Below are 20,179 nucleotides of genomic sequence, written 5' to 3' on the forward strand. Positions count from 1 at the left end.
TCCTGTTTGCAGGAAGTAGGTGTGTATGTAGTGGGGCCGGTGCAGCGGCTGAGATTTTGTTTTGAGGTTTGAGGTTAGAGGTGTTGATTTTGGTTTTTGTGATAAACAAGAATACCCTGTAGTTTTCACTACAGGGTATCTTTAAGATCTGGCACCGACCTACTCTCCCACGTGTTACCGCAGTACCATCGGCTCTGGTGGGCTTAACTTCTCTGTTCGGAATGGGAAGAGGTGGACACCACCGATATAGGCACCTGAATATTTTAAATGTTTAGCAGTTAGTATTTAGATTTTAGTAGTTATCTAGTATCCCGACGATTTGTCTAAATACTAAGTACTATGTACTAAATACACCAGTAAACAATGACATATTATTGAAAGAAGTTAGTTAGGAAGAACAAACAACAGTTCTATGCTCTTGAAAGCTTCGGATTATTAGTATTACTCGACTTTGATGTCGCCATCTTTACATCTGTAACCTATCAACGTAGTAGTCTGCTACGGTCCTATATGGAATTCTCATCTCGTGGCTAGTTTCGCACTTAGATGCTTTCAGCGCTTATCTATTCCCAGCGTAGCTACTCTGCAATGCCCCTGGCGGAACAACAGATTCACTAGAGGCTAGTCCAACCCGGTCCTCTCGTACTAAGGTCAGCCCCACTCAAAATTCCAACGCCCACAACAGATAGGGACCGAACTGTCTCGCGACGTTCTGAACCCAGCTCGCGTGCCACTTTAATCGGCGAACAGCCGAACCCTTGGGACCTTCTCCAGCCCCAGGATGTGACGAGCCGACATCGAGGTGCCAAACCTCCCCGTCGATATGAGCTCTTGGGGGAGATCAGCCTGTTATCCCCAGCGTACCTTTTATCCTTTGAGCGATGGCCCTTCCATGCAGAACCACCGGATCACTATATCCGTCTTTCGACCCTGATCGACTTGTCTGTCTCACAGTCAAGCAAGCTTATGCTATTGCACTCCTCATACGGTTACCAAGCGTATTGAGCTTACCTTTGAAAGCCTCCGTTACCTTTTTGGAGGCGACCACCCCAGTCAAACTACCCATCAAACAATGTCCTCCATTAGATGGAGTTAGACACCGAATACAGAAAGGGTGGTATTTCAACGTTGACTCCACGACGCCTGGCGACGCCGCTTCATAGTCTCCCACCTATCCTACACATCCTGTATCCAATGTCAATGTTAAATTGTAGTGAAGGTGCATGGGGTCTTTCCGTCCCGTTGCGGGTACCCGGCGTCTTCACCGGGACCACAATTTCACCGAGCTCATGGCTGAGACAGCGCCCAGATCGTTACACCATTCGTGCAGGTCGGAACTTACCCGACAAGGAATTTCGCTACCTTAGGACCGTTATAGTTACGGCCGCCGTTTACTGGGGCTTCGATTCAATGCTTCTCCTTGCGGATGACATCCCCTCTTAACCTTCCAGCACCGGGCAGGTGTCAGGCCTTATACTTCATCTTTCGATTTTGCAAAGCCATGTGTTTTTGTTAAACAGTCGCCTGGGCCTTTTCACTGCGGCTGACATTGCTGCCAGCGCCCCTTCTCCCGAAGTTACAGGGCCATTTTGCCGAGTTCCTTAGCCATGATTCACTCGAGCACCTTAGAATTCTCTTCCCGGATACCTGTGTCGGTTTGCGGTACGGGTTTTTATAACCTGAAGCTTAGCGGTTTTTCTTGGAAGTCTGATTACCTGCGCTATCCACTTACCCGAAGGCTCGCGGTACTATCGGCGTTCAGCTAGGTCTGCGGATTTACCTACAGTCCCAATACCTACAGCCTTTAACGATCTATTCCGTCAGATCGCGGCAGTGTCACTACTCCGTCCCCACATCGCAGTTATAAAAAGTACGGAAATATTAATCCGTTGTCCATCGAATATCCCTCTCGGGTTCTCCTTAGGCCCCGACTAACCCTGATCCGATTAGCGTTGATCAGGAAACCTTATCCTTTCGGTGGGCGGGTTTCTCGCCCGCCTTATCGTTACTTATGCCTACATTTGCTTTTCCAGAAGCTCCACCACAACTTACGTCATAGCTTCGCTGCCGCTGGAATGCTCCCCTACCGTAATATTAATATTACCCATAGCTTCGGTGTACAATTTAATGCCCGTTTATTATCCATGCCCGATCGCTCGACTAGTGAGCTGTTACGCACTCTTTAAATGAATGGCTGCTTCCAAGCCAACATCCTAGCTGTCTATGCAATCGGACCTCGTTAGTTCAACTTAACTGTAACTTGGGGACCTTAGCTGATGGTCTGGGTTCTTTCCCTCTCGGCGCGTGACCTTAGCACCCCGCGCCTCACTGCAGTGTATATTAAATAGCATTCGGAGTTTGTCTGGATTTGGTAGGATTTGACTCCCCCGCACCCAATCAGTAGCTCTACCTCTAGTTAACTTAACCACCACGCTGTTCCTAAAAACATTTCGGGGAGTACGAGCTATTTCCCAGTTTGATTAGCCTTTCACCCCTACCCACAGATCATCCGGAAACTTTTCAACGTTTATCGGTTCGGTCCTCCAGTACGTGTTACCGCACCTTCAACCTGTCCATGGGTAGATCACAAGGTTTCGCGTCTACCTCCCCTGACTATACGCCCTATTCAGACTCGCTTTCGCTTCGGATCCGTGTCTTAAACACTTAACCTTGCCAGAGAAGAGTAACTCGTAGGCTCATTATGCAAAAGGCACGCCGTCACGCCACCTGGACGCTCCGACCGCTTGTAAGCACACAGTTTCAGGTTCTATTTCACTCCCCTGTTCGGGGTTCTTTTCACCTTTCCCTCACGGTACTGGTTCACTATCGGTCTCTCAGGAGTATTTAGCCTTACCGGATGGTGCCGGCAGATTCCCACAAGGCGTCTCCGACCTCGCGGTACTCAGGATACTACTAGACTAATGGTACTTACGTGTACGAGGCTCTCACTCTATATTGCCAGGCTTCCCATCCTGTTCCACTTCATTGCATTATAATCATATCGTAGTCCTACAACCCCACATATGCCGTAACATAAGTGGTTTGGGCTCTTTCCCGTTCGCTCGCCACTACTTAGGAAATCATTATTATTTTCTCTTCCTCTGCTTACTTAGATGTTTCAGTTCGGCAGGTTTGCGTATTATATACGACTAGTCTTCAACTAGCCAGGTTTCCCCATTCGGAAATCACCGGATCAATTCATATTTGCTAATCCCCAGTGCTTATCGCAGCTTATCACGTCCTTCATCGCCTCTGAGAGCCAAGGCATCCCCTGTGTGCTCTTATTTACTTTCTTCTCTCCATAGCCTTTTGCGCCTATGGAAATGCTTTTTTTGATCATTGTTAACTCTTTACGAACAAAATACATAGTACATAACTGCCACTAACTTCCCTGTCCGGATAAATCCTTCTGTTCAGTACATCGTAACGTGTACATAACTGTTTCTTCTGTCCAAGCTAACAACCTATCTATTGTTGTTTGCTCTTCTTTTTTAACTTCTTCCAATATGTCAAAGAACTTTTCAATCCCGGGTCGGCTGTTGCCAGTTTCCCTATTTCTGTACCTTTTATATTAAGTACCGGTGATGGTGGAGAATAACGGAGTCGAACCGTTGACCTCCTGCGTGCAAGGCAGGCGCTCTAGCCAGCTGAGCTAATCCCCCTTAAGATTCAATATGTAGTCCCGAGCAGATTTGAACTGCTGACCCCTACATTATCAGTGTAGTGCTCTAACCAAACTGAGCTACGGGACTAATTGTCTTTACTGCAGTATGAGAACACTATGTGATGTTTCATCCTATGGGTTTTCTTTTTTGAGATCTTGTGTCATTTATATCATTTTACGTAGCGAGTAGTCAATCCTACTCCAGAAAGGAGGTATTCCAGCCGCACCTTCCGGTACGGCTACCTTGTTACGACTTAGCCCCAGTTATCGGTTTTACCCTAGGACGCTCCTTGCGGTTACATACTTTAGGTACCCCCAACTTCCATGGCTTGACGGGCGGTGTGTACAAGGCCCGGGAACGTATTCACCGCGTCATTGCTGATACGCGATTACTAGCGAATCCAACTTCAAGAGGTCGAGTTGCAGACCTCTATCCGAACTGTGAATGGCTTTTTGAGATTTGCTTGCTGTTACCAGCTTGCTGCCCTCTGTACCATCCATTGTAGCACGTGTGTAGCCCCGGACGTAAGGGCCATGATGACTTGACGTCGTCCCCTCCTTCCTCTCTGTTTGCACAGGCAGTCTGTTTAGAGTCCCCACCTTAACGTGCTGGCAACTAAACATAGGGGTTGCGCTCGTTGCGGGACTTAACCCAACACCTCACGGCACGAGCTGACGACAGCCATGCAGCACCTAGTTTCGTGTGATTGCTCACTGATCTATCTCTAAATCATTCACTAACTTTCAAGCCCGGGTAAGGTTCCTCGCGTATCATCGAATTAAACCACATGCTCCTCCGCTTGTGCGGGCCCCCGTCAATTCCTTTGAGTTTCACCCTTGCGGGCGTACTCCCCAGGTGGAATACTTAACGCTTTCGCTTAGCCGCTAACTGTATATCGCTAACAGCGAGTATTCATCGTTTAGGGCGTGGACTACCAGGGTATCTAATCCTGTTTGATCCCCACGCTTTCGTGCCTCAGCGTCAATAAAACCATAGTAAGCTGCCTTCGCAATCGGTGTTCTGTGACATATCTATGCATTTCACCGCTACTTGTCACATTCCGCCTACCTCTAGTTCATTCAAGCTCATCAGTATCAAAGGCACTGCGATGGTTGAGCCACCGTCTTTCACCCCTGACTTAATAAGCCGCCTACGCACCCTTTAAACCCAATAAATCCGGATAACGCTTGGATCCTCCGTATTACCGCGGCTGCTGGCACGGAGTTAGCCGATCCTTATTCCTTCGGTACATTCAGCTTCCTACACGTAGAAAGGTTTATTCCCGAATAAAAGCAGTTTACGACCCAGAGGGCTGTCTTCCTGCACGCGGCATGGCTGGTTCAGAGTTGCCTCCATTGACCAATATTCCTTACTGCTGCCTCCCGTAGGAGTCTGGTCCGTGTCTCAGTACCAGTGTGGGGGGTCATCCTCTCAGATCCCCTAGTCATCGTCGCCTTGGTGGGCCGTTACCCCGCCAACTAGCTAATGACACGCATGCCCATCTTATTCCTATAAATATTTGATCATTACTCAATGCTGAGCTGTGATTTTATGCGGTGTTAATCCGAATTTCTTCGGGCTATCCCCCTGAATAAGGTAGGTTGCATACGCGTTACGCACCCGTGCGCCACTTTTCGATTAGTGCAAGCACCAATCTATCGTTCGACTTGCATGTATTAGGCCTGCCGCTAGCGTTCATCCTGAGCCAGGATCAAACTCTCCATTGTAAAATGTGTTGTTTGAACGCTGACCATTCTTAACTTAATTAATAATAGTCTTTATTCTATTTGTATTGTCTGATAGAAATTAACTCTAAAATAATAGCACTGGTATCATGTACTTTGAATCAGCACTCTCTTACCTCGCTACGCTATAAATGACATCTCTTTAATGAACTTGTCGGAATCTCCTCGCGGTTCTCCCTTCTATATCTTATAAACATGATCCCTGTGTTTCTGCAAGGTCTTTATCATCCCCGCATCTGTTTAAAATCACATCCTTTCAATCTTTGTTATACTTACCAGACTCCGTCCGGTAAATCCCCGTTTTGTTGGGACTGCAAAGGTAAGAATCTTTTTGATCTTGTCAAGCTTTTTTTAATCTTTTTTTTAAAGTCCTTTAAAACCCTAAAACAAATAACTCAACAATCTCAATCCCTTACCCCAGCTTATCAATGTACTAATCCCTAACTACCCCAATCATTCTTATCCTTCCCTCCGTAGCGGGTTGCAAAAGTAGAAAAAATTTCAACCACACCAAACATTTATATCAACTAATTTGTTATCCCCAGCTAACACCCTAATAAACAACAAGAAAAAGTTGAACCCAATGGTGTGCCTATACTACCGGCAGCAAAAGGCGTAATAAAAACAAGGGATTTGCAACGGGTCTGTAACGGGTTAGTAACGGGTCTATAACGGCTCAAGCCGTCCCAAACCCATTTAAAAGCCCTTTTTTATCCAAAATCATGACTAGGTGTATTTAAAGGCCGGTAAACCGTGACCTTTCTAACCGCAAAGGCTATACAATCGCTAATTTCCAAAGTATTGATGCATAGGTCAGTGAGCACAATATTCCATACTCAATAATCAAAAACCTGTATAGTTATCTCTGTAAACTTATTTCAGTACAGGACAAAGCGCATCTTTTTCCGATCTCCTTTTCGGGTTGGTTAGTCGTTGGTAGGTCCTTGGTAGGTCCTTGACTAATCTTCCACTCGACTGAAGACGAGCCAATAGCTAAGCAATAACTTATCAATATCATAAGATTAAAAGACTAATACATAACCCATACCCAATGAAGAACAATGCCAGATAGCATTTTAGTGATTTTGGAGAATGGTTAGGGGAGTTAATAGATAAATCTTATTGAAAAGTTACTATGAAACAGCAGACTCCCCCAACTATTGGTCAAACATATACCAACTAAACATTAAGTATACTAGCCTTTAATAATACTTTTAGTATTTTGGATTATAAGTGAAAAATTCAAAGAACAGCGAATTACATACACTTCACTGCTAACGCGCTTATTTGCCTTCGCGATATTTTAAAATGAGGGAAACCTACTTAAATATATACTTATTTAAAAGACATGGAGAAAAATGTTCAAGATTTTATAAACCTTAAATCACCCCAAGCCATTGCGCTCTTGGAACACCTGGCTTTGGAATTTAACAAAATAGGCGCATCGAATTTACACTCGACCAAAACAATGCTTGTGTTTTCTAACCGCATCAACTTCGCCTACATTATACAAATGGGAAAAGATTTTATTGATCTGGTTTTGCCTTTTGACAAGCCTTATTATGAAAATCTATGCTTTAGAAAGATAAAACAGGTTCCCAATGCTAAGCAGTATAACCATCATATTCGAATATACCATGAAGATGACATTAATGACGAAGTGAAAGAATATATGAAACTGGCGTATTTAAAAGGTGTTTGATTGCTAATACTGCCCAGTAGACAATAATACTAAAGTACATGCGGATACCGGTTCAATCGCATTCTCAAGCAGAAGCTCTTCCAATTTTTGGTTTTCAGTACCTGGATTAAAGATAACTCGTTTAGGATGTGTCTTTAAAATATAATCATGATAACCTTCCTGCAAATCCTGGCCTATATATAAGGTTATGGTATCAATATCATGATGAATCTCACCAGGCTTCTCAATTTCAACCCCGGCAACCTCACCTTTTTTTATTCCAACATTAACAATTTCATGTCCTTTAGCTCTCAGCATCTGCGCAGCACGATAAGCATAACGTGTAGGATTTGGAGTTGCTCCTATAATAAGTGTCTTCTTCATCACATTAATTTTAAAAAGAACAATCAACCATGCAATCTGTTTACGTAAACTTTAAAACAGCTTTAGCACAATTAACTCCATCAATGGCGGCAGATACAATTCCACCAGCATACCCAGCCCCTTCTGCACAGGGAAATAAACCTGATATTTGTGGGTGCTGGAAGGTTTCTTTATCTCTGGGAATACGCACCGGTGATGAAGACCTGCTTTCAACACCCACCAAAATTGCCTCGTTGGTGTAATAACCCTTCATTTTTTTGCCAAATATGGGCAAAGCGTTCTTTAAGCTCGAAGCAACAAAATCTGGCAGTGTATCTTCTAGGATAGTACTTCTCGTACCAGGCAAATAAGAGTTCTTTGGTAAATCAGCCGAAAGCCTCCCCTCAACAAAATCAACCATCCGTTGGGCGGGCGCTACTAAATTACCTCCACCCAGGTTAAAAGCAGTTTTTTCTATCTCTGCCTGAAAATTCATCATACGCAGGGGATCATCGCCCTTTACATCCTCTAAATTAATCTGAACTACCGTTCCAGAATTAGCAAATGGATTGTTTCTCTTAGATGGCGACCAGCCGTTTACAACAATTTCATTAACATGAGTTGCACAAGGTGCAATGATGCCGCCTGGACACATGCAAAATGAAAAAACTCCCCGGCTACCTACCTGCTCTACCAAACTATAATATGCTGGAGGTAAAAAACTACTTCTAATGTCACAATGATACTGCGCGGCATCAATGATCGACTGCGGGTGCTCGATGCGAACTCCAAGCGCAAAGGGCTTAGCTTCTACCGAAATTCCTTTTTGATGTAACAACTCATAGATGTCTCTGGCAGAGTGGCCAGTTGCTAAAATAACTGCATCAGATTTGTATTCCTGTTCATTATTAACAACAACCCCCCGTATCTTCCCAAACTGAACTATAAAATCTGTTACCTTACAATCAAAATGAACTTCTCCGCCTGCATTTAAGATAGTTTCTCTAATGGCCGTGATAATATGTGGGAGTTTATTTGTTCCTATATGCGGCCTGGCATCAATAAGTATATCTTCAGACGCGCCATGCGAAACGAATATTTGGAGGATCTTATTAATATCCCCCCTCTTGTTTGATCTGGTGTATAATTTTCCATCCGAATATGTTCCGGCACCTCCCTCACCGTAACAATAATTGGATTCTGTATTTACTAAACCTTCTTTATTTATTGCGGCGAGGTCTCTGCGACGTTGCTTCACATCTTTACCTCTTTCCAGAACTACAGGCTTTAACCCATCTTCTATACATTGAAGTGCGGCAAATAAACCTGCCGGCCCAGCGCCTATTATAATAACACGCTTGGCATCAGCAACATTTGGGTACTTTAAACTAAAATGTTCTTTAACTGGTACTTCGTCAACGTAAACTTTAACTTGTAAACGAAAAATAACTTTCCTGGATCTAGCATCAATAGAGCGTTTCAAGATCTGATACCCTGTAACCTTAACTGGATTGATCTTTAATGAAGCGCTGAGTTTAGTTTTGATAATGCCCTCGTCTGATAATTCTTCTGGAGAAAGCGTAATCTCTATATCCTTTTGCATAAGCTGGTCAGGTTTTTATCCCGAATGGCACAAAGCTACAAATAATCTAAAAATTATGCAGCCAGTCGGTATGTTATACCAATTGAACATCAAGAAGCCCAATCTGCCAAAAAGTCTACAATTGTTTGCTTGATAATTTTTATAACCGGGTTTTATAATTAATGTCAGGTTTTGAGGCTTCTTTGTAACAAAGGAATGAAATTTGAGTTCTAATAGCTAAATTAACAATTGATTTAAGGACGAGGCTGAGTAAGCCCAAATCACATTAAGAAAAGAAAATATGAAAAAAGCAGTTTTAGTAGTAGTTGGAATTTTAGTATTACTCGTAGCAGTAAGCGGCTGTGGCTACAATGGTCTTGTCAAACTTGATGAAGATGTACAAACAAAATGGGCAAATGTTGAAGGCCAGTATCAACGCCGGTCTGACCTTATACCAAATCTTGTGAGCACTGTTAAAGGAGCCGCCAAGTTTGAACAAACCACATTGACACAAGTAATTGAAGCACGTTCTAAAGCAAGTCAAATCACTATAGATCCAGATAAACTTACTGAAGAGAATATGCAAAAATACCAGGCAGCGCAAGGTCAATTAAGCCAGGCATTGGGCCGTTTGATGGTTTTAACAGAAAATTATCCGGAGTTGAAGGCTACACAACAATTTTCAGATCTTTCTGCGCAATTAGAAGGAACAGAAAACAGGATAAGTGTTGCACGTAAAGACTTTAATGAGTCTGTACAGGTTTATAATACGAAGGTTAGGTCATTCCCAAACAACTTAACTGCAGGATTATTTGGTTTTAGCAAGAAAGCTGCCTTTAAAGCTGAAGCAGGAGCTCAAAACGCACCAAAAGTAGAGTTTTAACTATTATGGGCGTATTCACAGAGGAACAACAAGAACAGATTGCAAGTGCGATTGCAACGGCAGAAAAAGCGACTTCCGGAGAAATTAGAATAGCAATTGACAAACACTGTCCGGGTGATGCTTTTGAAAAGGCAACTTCTTATTTTGCAAAGTTAGGTATGGATAAAACATCCCGACATAATGGGGTACTGATTTATCTAGCTCATGCAGATCACAAATTTGCTATTATCGGTGATCGTGGAATTAATAAGGTTGTACCTGAAGATTTCTGGGAAACTACAAAAGTAGCAATGCAGGCACATTTCGCATCAGGAAATCTGGCGCAAGGAATTATTGCCGGAATAATGCTGGCAGGAGAAAAATTGGCAACATTTTATCCCTTTGAAAGTGGCGATATCAATGAGCTGCCTAACGAGATTGTATTTATGGATCAGTCTAACAATTGATAATGATGAAAAGATCATTTATAGGATTGCTCTTATTAATTGTTAGTTATGCTGCCCTTGGGCAGGATTTCCCTGCCAAACCAAGCAAGTTGGTAAACGATTATACTAACACCTTATCTGCCACCCAAATTGCTCAACTTGAACAGAAGCTGGTTGCATTTGATGACTCCAGTTCTACGCAGATTGCGATAGCAATGGTAAAGTCGGTGGGCGAGTATGATATTAATGATTATGCACTTCAGCTTGGCAGACAATGGGGAGTTGGGCAATCGGGCAAAAATAACGGGATTATGATCGTTGTAGCGCTTGGCGACCGGAAAATCTCTATTCAGACAGGCTATGGCGTTGAAGGAGTATTACCGGATGTTTACGCAAAACGAATTATTGAAAATGAGATTAAACCTAGCTTTAAGACCGGTGATTATTACCAGGGGTTAGATCAAGGAACAGATGCCATTATCAAATACACCCGTGGAGAGTATAAAAATGATGCTCCAAAGGCCAAAGGAAAAAAGGAAAGCGGCTTTCCATCTGCAGTTATATTGGTAATCATCATTGTTATTGTCATTATCATTATCAAAAAAGGTGGTGGTGGCGGAAACGGCGGACAGGTAATCGGTGGACGAGGAGTAGCTAATGCACTATTTTGGAGCATGCTCTTAGGCGGCGGAAGCGGCAGGAGTTCTGGCGGAAGCTGGGGAGGTGGCAGTAGTAGTGGAGGCGGAGGTTTCGGCGGATTTGGTGGAGGCAGCTTTGGTGGAGGCGGAAGTAGTGGCAGTTGGTAACGTTCTTATTTTAAACAAACATGAGTATACTTAAGTGGAAAACCATCTCTTCAAAATATTTGGTTAGGGAAAAATGGGCAACATTACGCGTAGATGTTTGCGACCTTCAGAATGGGGTGATCAAAGATGACTACTATGTTTTAGAATACCCCAATTGGGTTAATGCTGTTGCGCTCACAGCCGACAATAAGGTGATTATGGTTTCCCAATACAGACATGGTGGTGATATCATTTCTTTAGAGATCCCTGGCGGAGTGATCGACGGCGACGAATCACCGGAAGATGCTATTAAAAGAGAATTACTGGAAGAGACGGGATATTCCTTTGACCATTCTGAGTTGATATGCACTAGCTATCCGAACCCGGCTACTTCTACAAATGTTACTTATACCTACCTGTTAAAAGGCGGCATCAAAACTCATGAGCAACACCTTGATGACCATGAGATCCTGGAAGTTCAGGAATATACGATCGATGAAGTTAAAACATTTTTGAAAGAGAATCTGATTGCACAGGCTTTGCATTCTAATGCGTTGTTTTATGGCTTAATGAAGCTTGGCGAATTGAAGTAAAGAATAATTTTACCTGCTAACAAAAACGGCTTCCAATTGGAAGCCGTTTTTGTTAGCAGGGTATGTTTAGCTCATTTTCAGTTTTTTCTGAATGTCATGAACATAGCCCTTAAATTTCTTATCCGTATCAATTAAATCTTCGACGGTTTGGCATGCATATATTACTGTAGAGTGATCACGACCTCCGAAAAACGCACCAATTGTTTTCAAAGAAGATTTGGTGTGGCTTTTAGAAAGGTACATTGAAATTTGACGGGCCTGAACAATTTCACGTTTGCGTGTTTGTGATTTAACCATATCAACGGGTACTTCAAAATACTCGCAAACCAACTTTTGAATGTACTCCATTGAAATCTCTTTAGAGGTATTCTTGATGAAGTTCTTCAGCATTTGTTTGGCAAGTGCCAGATCAATATCTTTTTTATTGAGTGTTGACTGCGCTAGTAAGGAAACCATTGCTCCTTCAAGTTCACGAACGTTGTTATCAATATTATGAGCAACGTATTCAACAACCTCTGCAGGAAGCTCTATGCCATCGGCATACATTTTTTTCCTTAAGATAGCAATCCTTGTTTCTAAATCAGGAATTTGAAGATCAGCAGAAAGACCCCATTTAAAACGGCTCAATAAGCGCTCTTCCAATCCTGCTAAATCTTTTGGTGCTTTATCAGAAGACAAGATCACCTGTTTACCAGATTGATGAAGATGATTAAATATGTGGAAAAAGATATCCTGAGTTTTTTCTTTACCTGCAAAGTTATGTACATCATCCATGATGATCACATCCATTGCTTGATAGAAGTTAACAAAATCGTTGATGGTGTTATTCTTTAATGAATCGACAAATTGCTGGCAGAATTTTTCGCAAGAAACATAGATCACTAGCTTATCGGGCATGTTGCGTTTAATCTCGTTACCAATTGCCTGGGCAAGGTGGGTTTTACCTAATCCCACTCCACCATAGATCATTAGTGGATTAAACGAGGTTCCGCCAGGTTTGGCTGCAACCGCATATCCTGCAGATCTTGCCAGCCTGTTGCAATCTCCTTCAATATAATTATCGAACGTATAATTCGAATTTAACTGAGGGTCTACATTAAGCTTTTTTAATCCTGGAATAATAAAAGGATTTTTAATGTCCTTATTAATAGAAACAGGAATTGGCATCGACTGAATCTTAGCTTCTGCCCCATTTCCATTACTCGGCATATTAGTGGTATACGGAGATCCGGTGTTGCTTGACTTATCAACTACAATGTTGTATTCTAACCTTCCTTCATCACCCAATTGTTTCTTGACTGTTTTACGTAGCAGTCCCACATAGTGTTCTTCCAACCATTCATAGAAGAATAAACTGGGAACCTGTATGGTTAAAACTTTGCCTTCCAATTTCAATGCTGATATCGGTTCGAACCAAGTTTTGAAACTCTGGGTCGGAATGTTATCTTTTATGATTTGGAGACAGTTCTTCCATACTTCGGTACAAGTTTTTTCCATAGTAATTCTATAATTTGTTGGTTTACAGTTACGATACGAGCGTTAATAATTGGCTGTTTCGAGAGATCGAATATTCAAAAAATTATCAACAAAAAAAACTTAATTTTCATTTATTTGGTAAGTACTTAGCCAGCAATACCATACCCTGCTTAACCTGAATTTTTTGTGTTGATAACTATTTGTTAACACATGTTTTAATATTCACCAAAAACACTACGGAGCACATCGGCTACTTCACCTAGGGTAGCATAAGCTTCCACTGCAAGCAATATATAAGGCATGAGATTGGACGTTCCCTCTGCTGCTTCTTTAAGGGCAGAAAGTGCGGCAGTAACAGCTGAATTGTCCCTCTGCTGCTTCAAAAGCGCTATTTTATCGGACTGCACTATTCTTATTGAGTCATTAATATTAAATGGTTCTATCGTTTCGTCTGCATGTTGCGTAAAACGGTTCACCCCAACTATTACCTTACTGCCGTCTTCAACGGCCAATTGATATTGGTAAGCAGCTGCCGCAATTTCATTCTGGATATAGCCATTTTCTATCGCATTTACGGATCCGCCCATGGCGTCAATTTTATCAATATAGAGATGAGCCGCAGCCTCCATTTCATCGGTAAGATTTTCAACAAAAAAGGAGCCTGCAAGAGGATCTACGGTACTGGTTACACCACTCTCAAAAGCGATGACTTGCTGAGTGCGTAAAGCGATCTTAGCGGCGGCTTCTGTTGGTAATGACAAGGCCTCATCGTAACCATTAGTATGCAGTGACTGGGTACCTCCAAGCACCGCAGCCATTGCCTGATTGGTAACTCTGATGACATTATTTAAAGGTTGCTGTGCGGTTAATGTTGAACCTCCAGTCTGCGTGTGGAAGCGGAGCATCTGCGCCCTTTCATCTGTTGCTCCAAGCTCTTTGGTGATCTTGGCCCACATCCTCCTGGCAGCCCTGAACTTGGCGATCTCTTCAAAAAAATCATTATGACAATTAAAGAAGAAAGAAAGGCGACGCGCAAAAACATTAATATCCAATCCCTTTTCAATTGCAGCATTGAGATATGCTTTACCATTGGCCAGCGTAAAAGCGAGCTCCTGCACAGCTGTGCTTCCGGCTTCTCTTATATGGTAACCGGAAATTGAAATGGTATTCCACTTGGGCACTTCCCTGCTACAGTATTCAAAAATGTCTGTAATAATCCGCATTGAAGGTTTTGGCGGATAGATATAGGTGCCTCTTGCGGCGTATTCTTTCAAGATATCATTTTGAATCGTTCCCGAGATCTGACTGATATCGGCACCTTGCTTCTTCGCCAGGGCGATGTACATTGAAAGAAGAATTGCAGCTGTAGCATTGATGGTCATTGATGTAGTGATACCTTCAAGTGAAATGCCTTCAAACAAAATCTCCATATCTTTTAAGGAGTCTATGGCCACTCCAACTTTCCCCACTTCACCCTCAGACATTTCATGATCAGAATCGTAGCCTATTTGTGTTGGAAGATCGAAAGCGACAGATAACCCGGTTGTACCTTGTTTGAGCAAGTAATGATAGCGCTTATTGGATTCTTCTGCAGTGGAAAATCCGGCATACTGCCTCATCGTCCATAATCGCCCGCGATACATATCTTTTTGAATACCCCTGGTAAAAGGATACTTTCCCGGAACCTCATTATTTGGCTGAGCAGAGGTATAAAGTTCGCGAATCTCAATCCCCGAAGTCGTTGTTATTTTCTTCTCTTCCATTTCAAAATTGCTGTTGTATATCTCGCTTTATTAAATCTATGGTCAGATCGTATATGTTTTCTTCCAGGCCAGCCAGATGCTGTAATACCCTTTTACTCAAATCCAACCCGGAGGCATCTTGCGGTAGCCCGGTTGCCGCACTGCCTACCATCGCCTGAGTATCTTCCTTCAGCTTTCTTATAATATTCCATGTTGTGGAATTTATATAGAGCTGCTGCGCAATATTGTGTTGGTATTCTGCATTAATTTCATTGATGACCATTGACTGCAGGACTTTTACAGAGATTCCTGGCTGATGAAGCCGAATAAGTATATTTGCAGGGTTGATGCGTTCAACAAAAATGATTAGCCGTTCATAAGCTTGTAGTCGCAAACCTGGCAACTGGCTGTTATCTTTCTCTGTAACTACCGTGGTTTTAAACTTTAGGTATTGATTTAATTTATCCCTTACTAAAAAATAAGCGAATCCAACTATGATAATTCCGGCGAGTGATGCGACAGCAACTTGATAAAAAAAGCTTATTGGTTCCATTTTGCTTTGTTTAATTACGGTAATAATTAGTAGCTAACCGACGCAAAAATGTACATTTTATTTATATTTACACCAATAATCAATTGTTCAATTTGATATGCTGTTCGCACTGAAATTAACTGTTGATATAGTAAGTTTTTGTACTTTAAAATGATAAATAGCATGAGTAATACAGTTGAAACGTCATTTGCACCAGTTACTTTTACCGAAGGTGCAGTAAAGGAACTTTTTAAGTTAAAAGATCAGCAGGAGATTGGAGAAGATTTCGGACTCCGTGTTGGTGTTGAAGGAGGAGGATGCTCTGGAATGAGCTATGTTCTTGGATTCGATCAAAAAAAAGAAGCCGATCAGGAATTTATAATTGAAGGAATCAGGGTTTTTATGAATAAAGCTCATCAAATGTACCTTCTAGGAATGCAAGTAGATTGGCAGGATGGGCTTAACTCAAGAGGTTTTACTTTCAGCAATCCTAATGCAGCGAGTACTTGCGGTTGTGGTACCAGCTTCGCTGTTTAATTGGCAATCTTTGTAACATTATAACTAGTCCCGTTGTCTTAACATCGGGACTTTTTACTTTTATACCCAATAAGATTTTATTTCCATCGAATGACCTATACTGAAAACGTCAGACTAGCCCTCCAATCCATAAAAAGCAACAGGCTGAGAACCATGCTTACCGCATTGATTATTGCAATTGGTTTGTCTGCTTTAGTAGGAATTTTAACTACACTAGATGCAGTTAAAAAAAGCATGACTGAGGCTTTTTCGAGTATGGGCGCGAATTCTTTTACGATTAGGAATAGAGGTATCGGGATTAGGGTAGGTGGCGGAGGGCAGCGACCAAAACCTTTCCGCTCCATCAAATATGAGGATGCCATCAATTTTAAGGAACGTTTGAATGCTCCTGCAACTGTAGCAATTAGTGTAAATGCAACAGGGGGAGCAACAGCAAAATATGATCAGGAAAAAACCAATCCAAATATCAATATCATGGGGATTGATGAAAATGGTTTAAATTCTCAAGGATTGAATCTTAGCTTGGGCCGAAATTTTAGTTTAGCAGAGGTGCAGAGTGGTAATAATTTATGTATTGTTGGGAGCGAGATTGCCACTAAACTCTTTAAAAAAGAATCACCGCTCGACAAAATCATTAATGTAGGTAACCATCGCCTAAAAGTGATTGGTGTACTGGAATCAAAAGGCCAAAGTATGGGCTTTAGTGGAGACAGGGCGGTCTTTGTGCCTTTATTAAAGGCCAAACTGATCAACACAAACTCCAATCCTTCCTATACGATCACCGTCATGGTTGTTAATAATGACCAAATGGATAATGTAATTGGAGAATCAACAGGAGAGTTCAGGAAAATCAGAAAAGTAAAAATAGCAGAACCAAATAACTTTGAGATTATAAAAAGTGATGCGATCGCACAAACGCTATTTGAGAATCTTAAATATATTGTGCTCGGTGGTATTGCAATTGGAGGTATAACGTTAATTGGTGCCTCAATTGGCTTAATGAATATTATGCTAGTTTCCGTTACCGAAAGGACAAGGGAAATAGGAATTAGAAAAGCGATTGGTGCAAATCCAGCGGTAATTAGAAAGCAATTCCTGATAGAAGCTGTTATGATTTGTCTTATGGGGGGGGCTTTCGGTATTTTTCTTGGAATCGCTTTAGGGAATGTAATTTCATTTGCTATGGGAGGTTCGTTTATTATTCCATGGAAATGGATTTCAGGAGGATTTGCACTCTGCGTGGTTGTTGGAATAGCTTCAGGTTATTACCCAGCAAAAAAAGCTTCAAAACTGGATCCAGTTGAAGCTTTAAGGTATGAATAATATTATAGTTATTTGGTTTCCTATCGGGCTGTATATTGCTTATCGTAATAAGCCTGATAGTTTCCGGAAGTCACATTAGTCAACCATTCTTCATTTTCAAGATACCATTCTACCGTTTTGGTTAGTCCTTCTTCAAATTGAAGACTTGGTACCCAATCTAATTCCTTTTGTAGTTTAGTTGAATCAATAGCATAGCGAATGTCATGACCTGCCCTATCGGTAACGAAGGTAATTAGCTTAGCAGATTCACCCTCCGGCCTACCCAATTTTTTATCCATTATATTACAAAGCAGGTGAATTAAATCGATATTTTTCCACTCATTGTGCCCGCCAATGTTATACGTCTGGCCGGTTTTGGCATTGTGAAAAATAACATCAATTGCTCTGGCATGATCTTCCACCCATAACCAATCGCGAACGTTTTCACCCTTCCCGTATACCGGGACCGGTTGATTATTTTTAATGTTATTGATTGCCAAAGGAATTAATTTTTCAGGAAAATGATGAGAGCCATAATTGTTAGAACAATTTGAAATAACGACATCAATACCATAAGTATCATGGTAAGCTCTTACAAAATGATCAGAAGACGCTTTTGACGCTGAATATGGACTGTGAGGATCGTATGCAGTGGTTTCGGTAAACATCCCTGTTTCTCCAAGCGCGCCGTAAACCTCATCTGTAGATACATGATAAAAGCGCTTCCTTTCGAAGGCACCTTTCCAGAATTCCCGTGCAGCATTTAAAAGATTTACAGTACCGATCACATTGGTCATCACAAACGCAGTAGGATCAGTTATGGATCTGTCAACGTGAGATTCAGCAGCAAGATGAATCACGGCATCGAAGTCTTCTTTTTTGAAAATCTGATTAATTTCGGCCACATCCGTTATATCTGCCTTTACGAAAGAATAATTTGGCTTATCTTCAATGTCGGTAAGGTTAGCCAGATTACCTGCATAGGTAAGTTTATCAAGATTAACAATTTGATAGTCGGGATAGTTATTTACAAATCTCCTTACTACGTGCGATCCGATAAAACCTGCACCACCAGTTATCAATATTTTTTTCATTCTTTTAAATTTCTTTAGGCACTGCAAGTTCCTGAGCGATTGCAGCGGTCTTTTCAGTATATATTTTAGTTAGTATTAAGTTTATTGACTCCTTCATGTCAAATTGAACATCCTCATGAAGTTTATAAAATTTGGCTAATAGTGACAATGCAGATTTAACGAAATAGATATACAATTTTTCATTAAATCTATACATTGGAGAAAAAACACCATCCTTGAAGGTGATTGGCATACTTTGTAATAAGTATATTTTCAACTCCACCTCTGTCACCAAATCCTTAGTTACTTTAAAATGATGATTTATACCCGCATTCAGTTTCCTCATTTTTAGCAGCGTATCTTTAGCGTTATATTTCTTGTTTGCTTTCAACTCTGCTATTCCTGCTTCGACCTGTTCTTTAACACCATCAAACCTGGCTACCAAGTCTTCCTCACTTTCGAGTAACATAAAGTGAAGATGCTCCGTAAGCACCTTGTCTTTCGCAATAAGTCTCATCAACAACTTATCCTTTTCCTTATCAGGAAGGGCTTTAATTTCTGCTTTCAGATCTTTATGCTCGGCTAAGCGCATTAAAAGGGGTTATCTTTTAAATATTTTTCCCAATTCCATGCGGAGCGCATCATGTCATCTACACCAAGCTCAGCTGTCCAGCCAAGTACTTCAGAAGATTTTGTCACATCACCCCATACTTTCTCTACGTCGCCACTTCTTCTTGGGCCAATGTTATAGTTCAACTTTTCACCAGTTGATTGCTCAAACGCATTGACGATTTCCAGTACAGTTGAACCTTTGCCAGTTCCGAGGTTAAATACCTCATAATTGGAATCCGCCTCAGCATGCTCCAGTCTTTTAATAGCGGCAACGTGCGCTTTAGCGAGATCTACTACATGTATATAATCTCTTACCGCACTGCCATCGGCAGTATCATAATCATTTCCGAATACCGTTATCGGGCCGCGCTTTCCTATAGCTGACTGCGTAATAAAAGGCACAAGATTTTGTGGTACACCGATAGGTAATTCTCCGATAAGGGCAGTTGCATGAGCGCCAACCGGATTAAAATAACGAAGTGAAATTACATTTAACGAAGGGCTAACCTTACAGGTTTCCTGCAAAATCTCTTCGGCAATTTGCTTGGTATTTCCATAAGGAGATTCAGCCTTTTTAGTTGGTGCCTCTTCCGTTACCGGCAGCGAATCAGGCTGACCATAAACAGTACAGGAAGACGAAAAAACCAGATTTAAGGAACTTTGATAAGCATTGATCAAGTTGATCAAGGAATAAAAATTATTCTTGTAATACTTTAACGGTTCCTGGACAGATTCGCCCACTGCTTTAAACGCAGCGAAATGAATTACACCTGAAATATCAGGATATTTGGCTGCAAATTCAAAAACCTTTGCTTCATCACAAAGATCAAGTTCTACAAACTCAGGATCAATACCTGTTATCGCTTTTATCTGTTGTAAAATCTTGGGGCTGGAATTAGCAAAATTATCTATAATTACAACCTCGTAGCCAGCATTATAAAGCTCAACTACTGTATGAGATCCTATGAAACCAGTTCCACCAGTTACTAGTATTTTAGCCATTTATTATTGATTATATGTTGAAAAATCTTCTGTTCTGTATTTATAAATGCGTCTTTGTTAGAGACCTGAAATGTTCGAATTTTTAACTCTTTTTTGCACCATTATTCAATAGATTACTACAAAAACCAGCGCCTATTGTATCAGTTGATGCACCTGTGAAATAGCTTTTAAAAGATATTAA

General features: G+C 41.5%; 15 protein-coding genes, 2 tRNA genes and 3 rRNA genes. 7 read left to right on the plus strand and 13 right to left on the minus strand.

Translation table 11 applies throughout. The features are described from left to right. Nucleotides 1-146 precede the first annotated feature (146 nt). The 5 genes from rrf to ACXZ1K_RS00025 form a co-directional block, all read right to left on the minus strand. Nucleotides 147-258, minus strand: a 5S ribosomal RNA gene (gene rrf / locus ACXZ1K_RS00005). Nucleotides 259-416: 158 nt separating this feature from the next. Beyond that, nucleotides 417-3,295: ribosomal RNA gene (locus ACXZ1K_RS00010) — 23S ribosomal RNA — on the minus strand. A gap of 290 nt (nucleotides 3,296-3,585) precedes the next feature. After that, nucleotides 3,586-3,662: transfer RNA gene (locus ACXZ1K_RS00015), tRNA-Ala, on the minus strand. Nucleotides 3,663-3,677: 15 nt separating this feature from the next. Further along, nucleotides 3,678-3,752: transfer RNA gene (locus ACXZ1K_RS00020), tRNA-Ile, on the minus strand. A 117-nt stretch (nucleotides 3,753-3,869) separates the two neighbouring features. Beyond that, nucleotides 3,870-5,392: ribosomal RNA gene (locus ACXZ1K_RS00025) — 16S ribosomal RNA — on the minus strand. The 16S, 23S and 5S rRNA genes sit together here with 2 tRNA genes alongside, the layout of an rRNA operon. 1,366 nt (nucleotides 5,393-6,758) lie before the next feature. On the opposite strand from ACXZ1K_RS00025, the gene ACXZ1K_RS00030 reads away from it, so the two are divergent. After that, a complete protein-coding gene (locus ACXZ1K_RS00030; protein WP_458971342.1) occupies nucleotides 6,759-7,112 on the plus strand; it encodes a DUF5655 domain-containing protein in 354 nt (117 codons plus the stop codon). 3 nt (nucleotides 7,113-7,115) lie between these two features. Here ACXZ1K_RS00030 and ACXZ1K_RS00035 read toward each other — a convergent pair whose 3' ends face one another. Further along, entirely contained in the window at nucleotides 7,116-7,475 is a 360-nt protein-coding gene (locus ACXZ1K_RS00035) for a CoA-binding protein (protein WP_458971343.1), read from the minus strand. 40 nt (nucleotides 7,476-7,515) lie between these two features. Beyond that, nucleotides 7,516-9,057: an NAD(P)/FAD-dependent oxidoreductase gene (locus ACXZ1K_RS00040; protein WP_458971344.1), complete on the minus strand. Its 1,542-nt coding sequence runs from the start codon at nucleotides 9,055-9,057 to the stop codon at nucleotides 7,516-7,518. A gap of 280 nt (nucleotides 9,058-9,337) precedes the next feature. On the opposite strand from ACXZ1K_RS00040, the gene ACXZ1K_RS00045 reads away from it, so the two are divergent. The 4 genes from ACXZ1K_RS00045 to ACXZ1K_RS00060 are packed head-to-tail and all read left to right on the plus strand — an operon-like array spanning nucleotide 9,338 to nucleotide 11,722. Beyond that, entirely contained in the window at nucleotides 9,338-9,919 is a 582-nt protein-coding gene (locus ACXZ1K_RS00045) for a LemA family protein (RefSeq protein ID WP_458971345.1), read from the plus strand. Nucleotides 9,920-9,924: 5 nt separating this feature from the next. Continuing rightward, nucleotides 9,925-10,365: a TPM domain-containing protein gene (locus ACXZ1K_RS00050; RefSeq protein ID WP_458971346.1), complete on the plus strand. Its 441-nt coding sequence runs from the start codon at nucleotides 9,925-9,927 to the stop codon at nucleotides 10,363-10,365. A 5-nt stretch (nucleotides 10,366-10,370) separates the two neighbouring features. Beyond that, nucleotides 10,371-11,150 carry a TPM domain-containing protein gene (locus ACXZ1K_RS00055; RefSeq protein WP_458973214.1) on the plus strand — a complete coding sequence of 260 codons (780 nt, stop codon included), beginning with the start codon at nucleotides 10,371-10,373 and terminating at the stop codon, nucleotides 11,148-11,150. A gap of 20 nt (nucleotides 11,151-11,170) precedes the next feature. Beyond that, complete coding sequence (locus ACXZ1K_RS00060; RefSeq protein ID WP_458971347.1) at nucleotides 11,171-11,722, plus strand: NUDIX hydrolase; 552 nt, start codon at nucleotides 11,171-11,173, stop codon at nucleotides 11,720-11,722. Nucleotides 11,723-11,788: 66 nt separating this feature from the next. On the opposite strand, the gene dnaA is transcribed toward ACXZ1K_RS00060, so the two are convergent. From dnaA to ACXZ1K_RS00075, 3 genes are all read right to left on the minus strand, one after another. Further along, entirely contained in the window at nucleotides 11,789-13,219 is a 1,431-nt protein-coding gene (dnaA, locus tag ACXZ1K_RS00065) for a chromosomal replication initiator protein DnaA (protein WP_457290330.1), read from the minus strand. Between the two features lie 194 nt (nucleotides 13,220-13,413). Further along, nucleotides 13,414-14,961, minus strand: a complete 1,548-nt coding sequence (locus tag ACXZ1K_RS00070) for an acyl-CoA mutase large subunit family protein (protein WP_458971348.1) — start codon at nucleotides 14,959-14,961, stop codon at nucleotides 13,414-13,416. A gap of 1 nt (nucleotide 14,962) precedes the next feature. Further along, nucleotides 14,963-15,493, minus strand: coding sequence for a DUF7935 family protein (locus tag ACXZ1K_RS00075; RefSeq protein WP_458971349.1), 531 nt, complete (start codon nucleotides 15,491-15,493; stop codon nucleotides 14,963-14,965). A 162-nt stretch (nucleotides 15,494-15,655) separates the two neighbouring features. Between ACXZ1K_RS00075 and ACXZ1K_RS00080 the strand changes: the two genes are divergently transcribed. Then, nucleotides 15,656-16,009 (plus strand): HesB/IscA family protein, encoded by a 354-nt coding sequence (locus ACXZ1K_RS00080; RefSeq protein WP_458971350.1) that lies wholly within the window; start codon nucleotides 15,656-15,658, stop codon nucleotides 16,007-16,009. A gap of 90 nt (nucleotides 16,010-16,099) precedes the next feature. Then, a complete protein-coding gene (locus ACXZ1K_RS00085) occupies nucleotides 16,100-17,332 on the plus strand; it encodes an ABC transporter permease (RefSeq protein WP_458971351.1) in 1,233 nt (410 codons plus the stop codon). 20 nt (nucleotides 17,333-17,352) lie between these two features. Here the strand turns inward: ACXZ1K_RS00085 and rfbB are convergent, their stop codons facing one another. Genes rfbB through galE form a run of 3 tightly spaced genes read right to left on the minus strand, consistent with a single transcriptional unit; the run spans nucleotide 17,353 to nucleotide 19,998 of the window. Beyond that, on the minus strand, nucleotides 17,353-18,405 hold the full coding sequence (gene rfbB, locus ACXZ1K_RS00090; RefSeq protein ID WP_458971352.1) for a dTDP-glucose 4,6-dehydratase: 1,053 nt from the start codon (nucleotides 18,403-18,405) through the stop codon (nucleotides 17,353-17,355). Between the two features lie 4 nt (nucleotides 18,406-18,409). Beyond that, nucleotides 18,410-18,976 (minus strand): hypothetical protein, encoded by a 567-nt coding sequence (locus tag ACXZ1K_RS00095; RefSeq protein ID WP_458971353.1) that lies wholly within the window; start codon nucleotides 18,974-18,976, stop codon nucleotides 18,410-18,412. Further along, nucleotides 18,976-19,998: a UDP-glucose 4-epimerase GalE gene (galE, locus tag ACXZ1K_RS00100; RefSeq protein ID WP_458971354.1), complete on the minus strand. Its 1,023-nt coding sequence runs from the start codon at nucleotides 19,996-19,998 to the stop codon at nucleotides 18,976-18,978. Before galE ends, ACXZ1K_RS00095 begins: the two co-directional genes overlap by 1 nt. Between the last annotated feature and the right edge of the window lie 181 nt (nucleotides 19,999-20,179).

Source organism: Pedobacter jaeyakensis, assembly GCF_054461315.1.

Bases quoted from the DNA above. Each gene is read 5' to 3' on its own strand.
- ACXZ1K_RS00070 (WP_458971348.1), bottom strand. From the start codon at position 14,961: ATGGAAGAGAAGAAAATAACAACGACTTCGGGGATTGAGATTCGCGAA.
- ACXZ1K_RS00035 (WP_458971343.1), bottom strand. From the start codon at position 7,475: ATGAAGAAGACACTTATTATAGGAGCAACTCCAAATCCTACACGTTAT.
- ACXZ1K_RS00050 (WP_458971346.1), top strand. From the start codon at position 9,925: ATGGGCGTATTCACAGAGGAACAACAAGAACAGATTGCAAGTGCGATT.
- rfbB (WP_458971352.1), bottom strand. From the start codon at position 18,405: ATGAAAAAAATATTGATAACTGGTGGTGCAGGTTTTATCGGATCGCAC.
- ACXZ1K_RS00080 (WP_458971350.1), top strand. From the start codon at position 15,656: ATGAGTAATACAGTTGAAACGTCATTTGCACCAGTTACTTTTACCGAA.
- ACXZ1K_RS00055 (WP_458973214.1), top strand. From the start codon at position 10,371: ATGAAAAGATCATTTATAGGATTGCTCTTATTAATTGTTAGTTATGCT.
- ACXZ1K_RS00085 (WP_458971351.1), top strand. From the start codon at position 16,100: ATGACCTATACTGAAAACGTCAGACTAGCCCTCCAATCCATAAAAAGC.
- ACXZ1K_RS00075 (WP_458971349.1), bottom strand. From the start codon at position 15,493: ATGGAACCAATAAGCTTTTTTTATCAAGTTGCTGTCGCATCACTCGCC.
- galE (WP_458971354.1), bottom strand. From the start codon at position 19,998: ATGGCTAAAATACTAGTAACTGGTGGAACTGGTTTCATAGGATCTCAT.
- dnaA (WP_457290330.1), bottom strand. From the start codon at position 13,219: ATGGAAAAAACTTGTACCGAAGTATGGAAGAACTGTCTCCAAATCATA.
- ACXZ1K_RS00030 (WP_458971342.1), top strand. From the start codon at position 6,759: ATGGAGAAAAATGTTCAAGATTTTATAAACCTTAAATCACCCCAAGCC.
- ACXZ1K_RS00045 (WP_458971345.1), top strand. From the start codon at position 9,338: ATGAAAAAAGCAGTTTTAGTAGTAGTTGGAATTTTAGTATTACTCGTA.
- ACXZ1K_RS00060 (WP_458971347.1), top strand. From the start codon at position 11,171: ATGAGTATACTTAAGTGGAAAACCATCTCTTCAAAATATTTGGTTAGG.
- ACXZ1K_RS00040 (WP_458971344.1), bottom strand. From the start codon at position 9,057: ATGCAAAAGGATATAGAGATTACGCTTTCTCCAGAAGAATTATCAGAC.
- ACXZ1K_RS00095 (WP_458971353.1), bottom strand. From the start codon at position 18,976: ATGCGCTTAGCCGAGCATAAAGATCTGAAAGCAGAAATTAAAGCCCTT.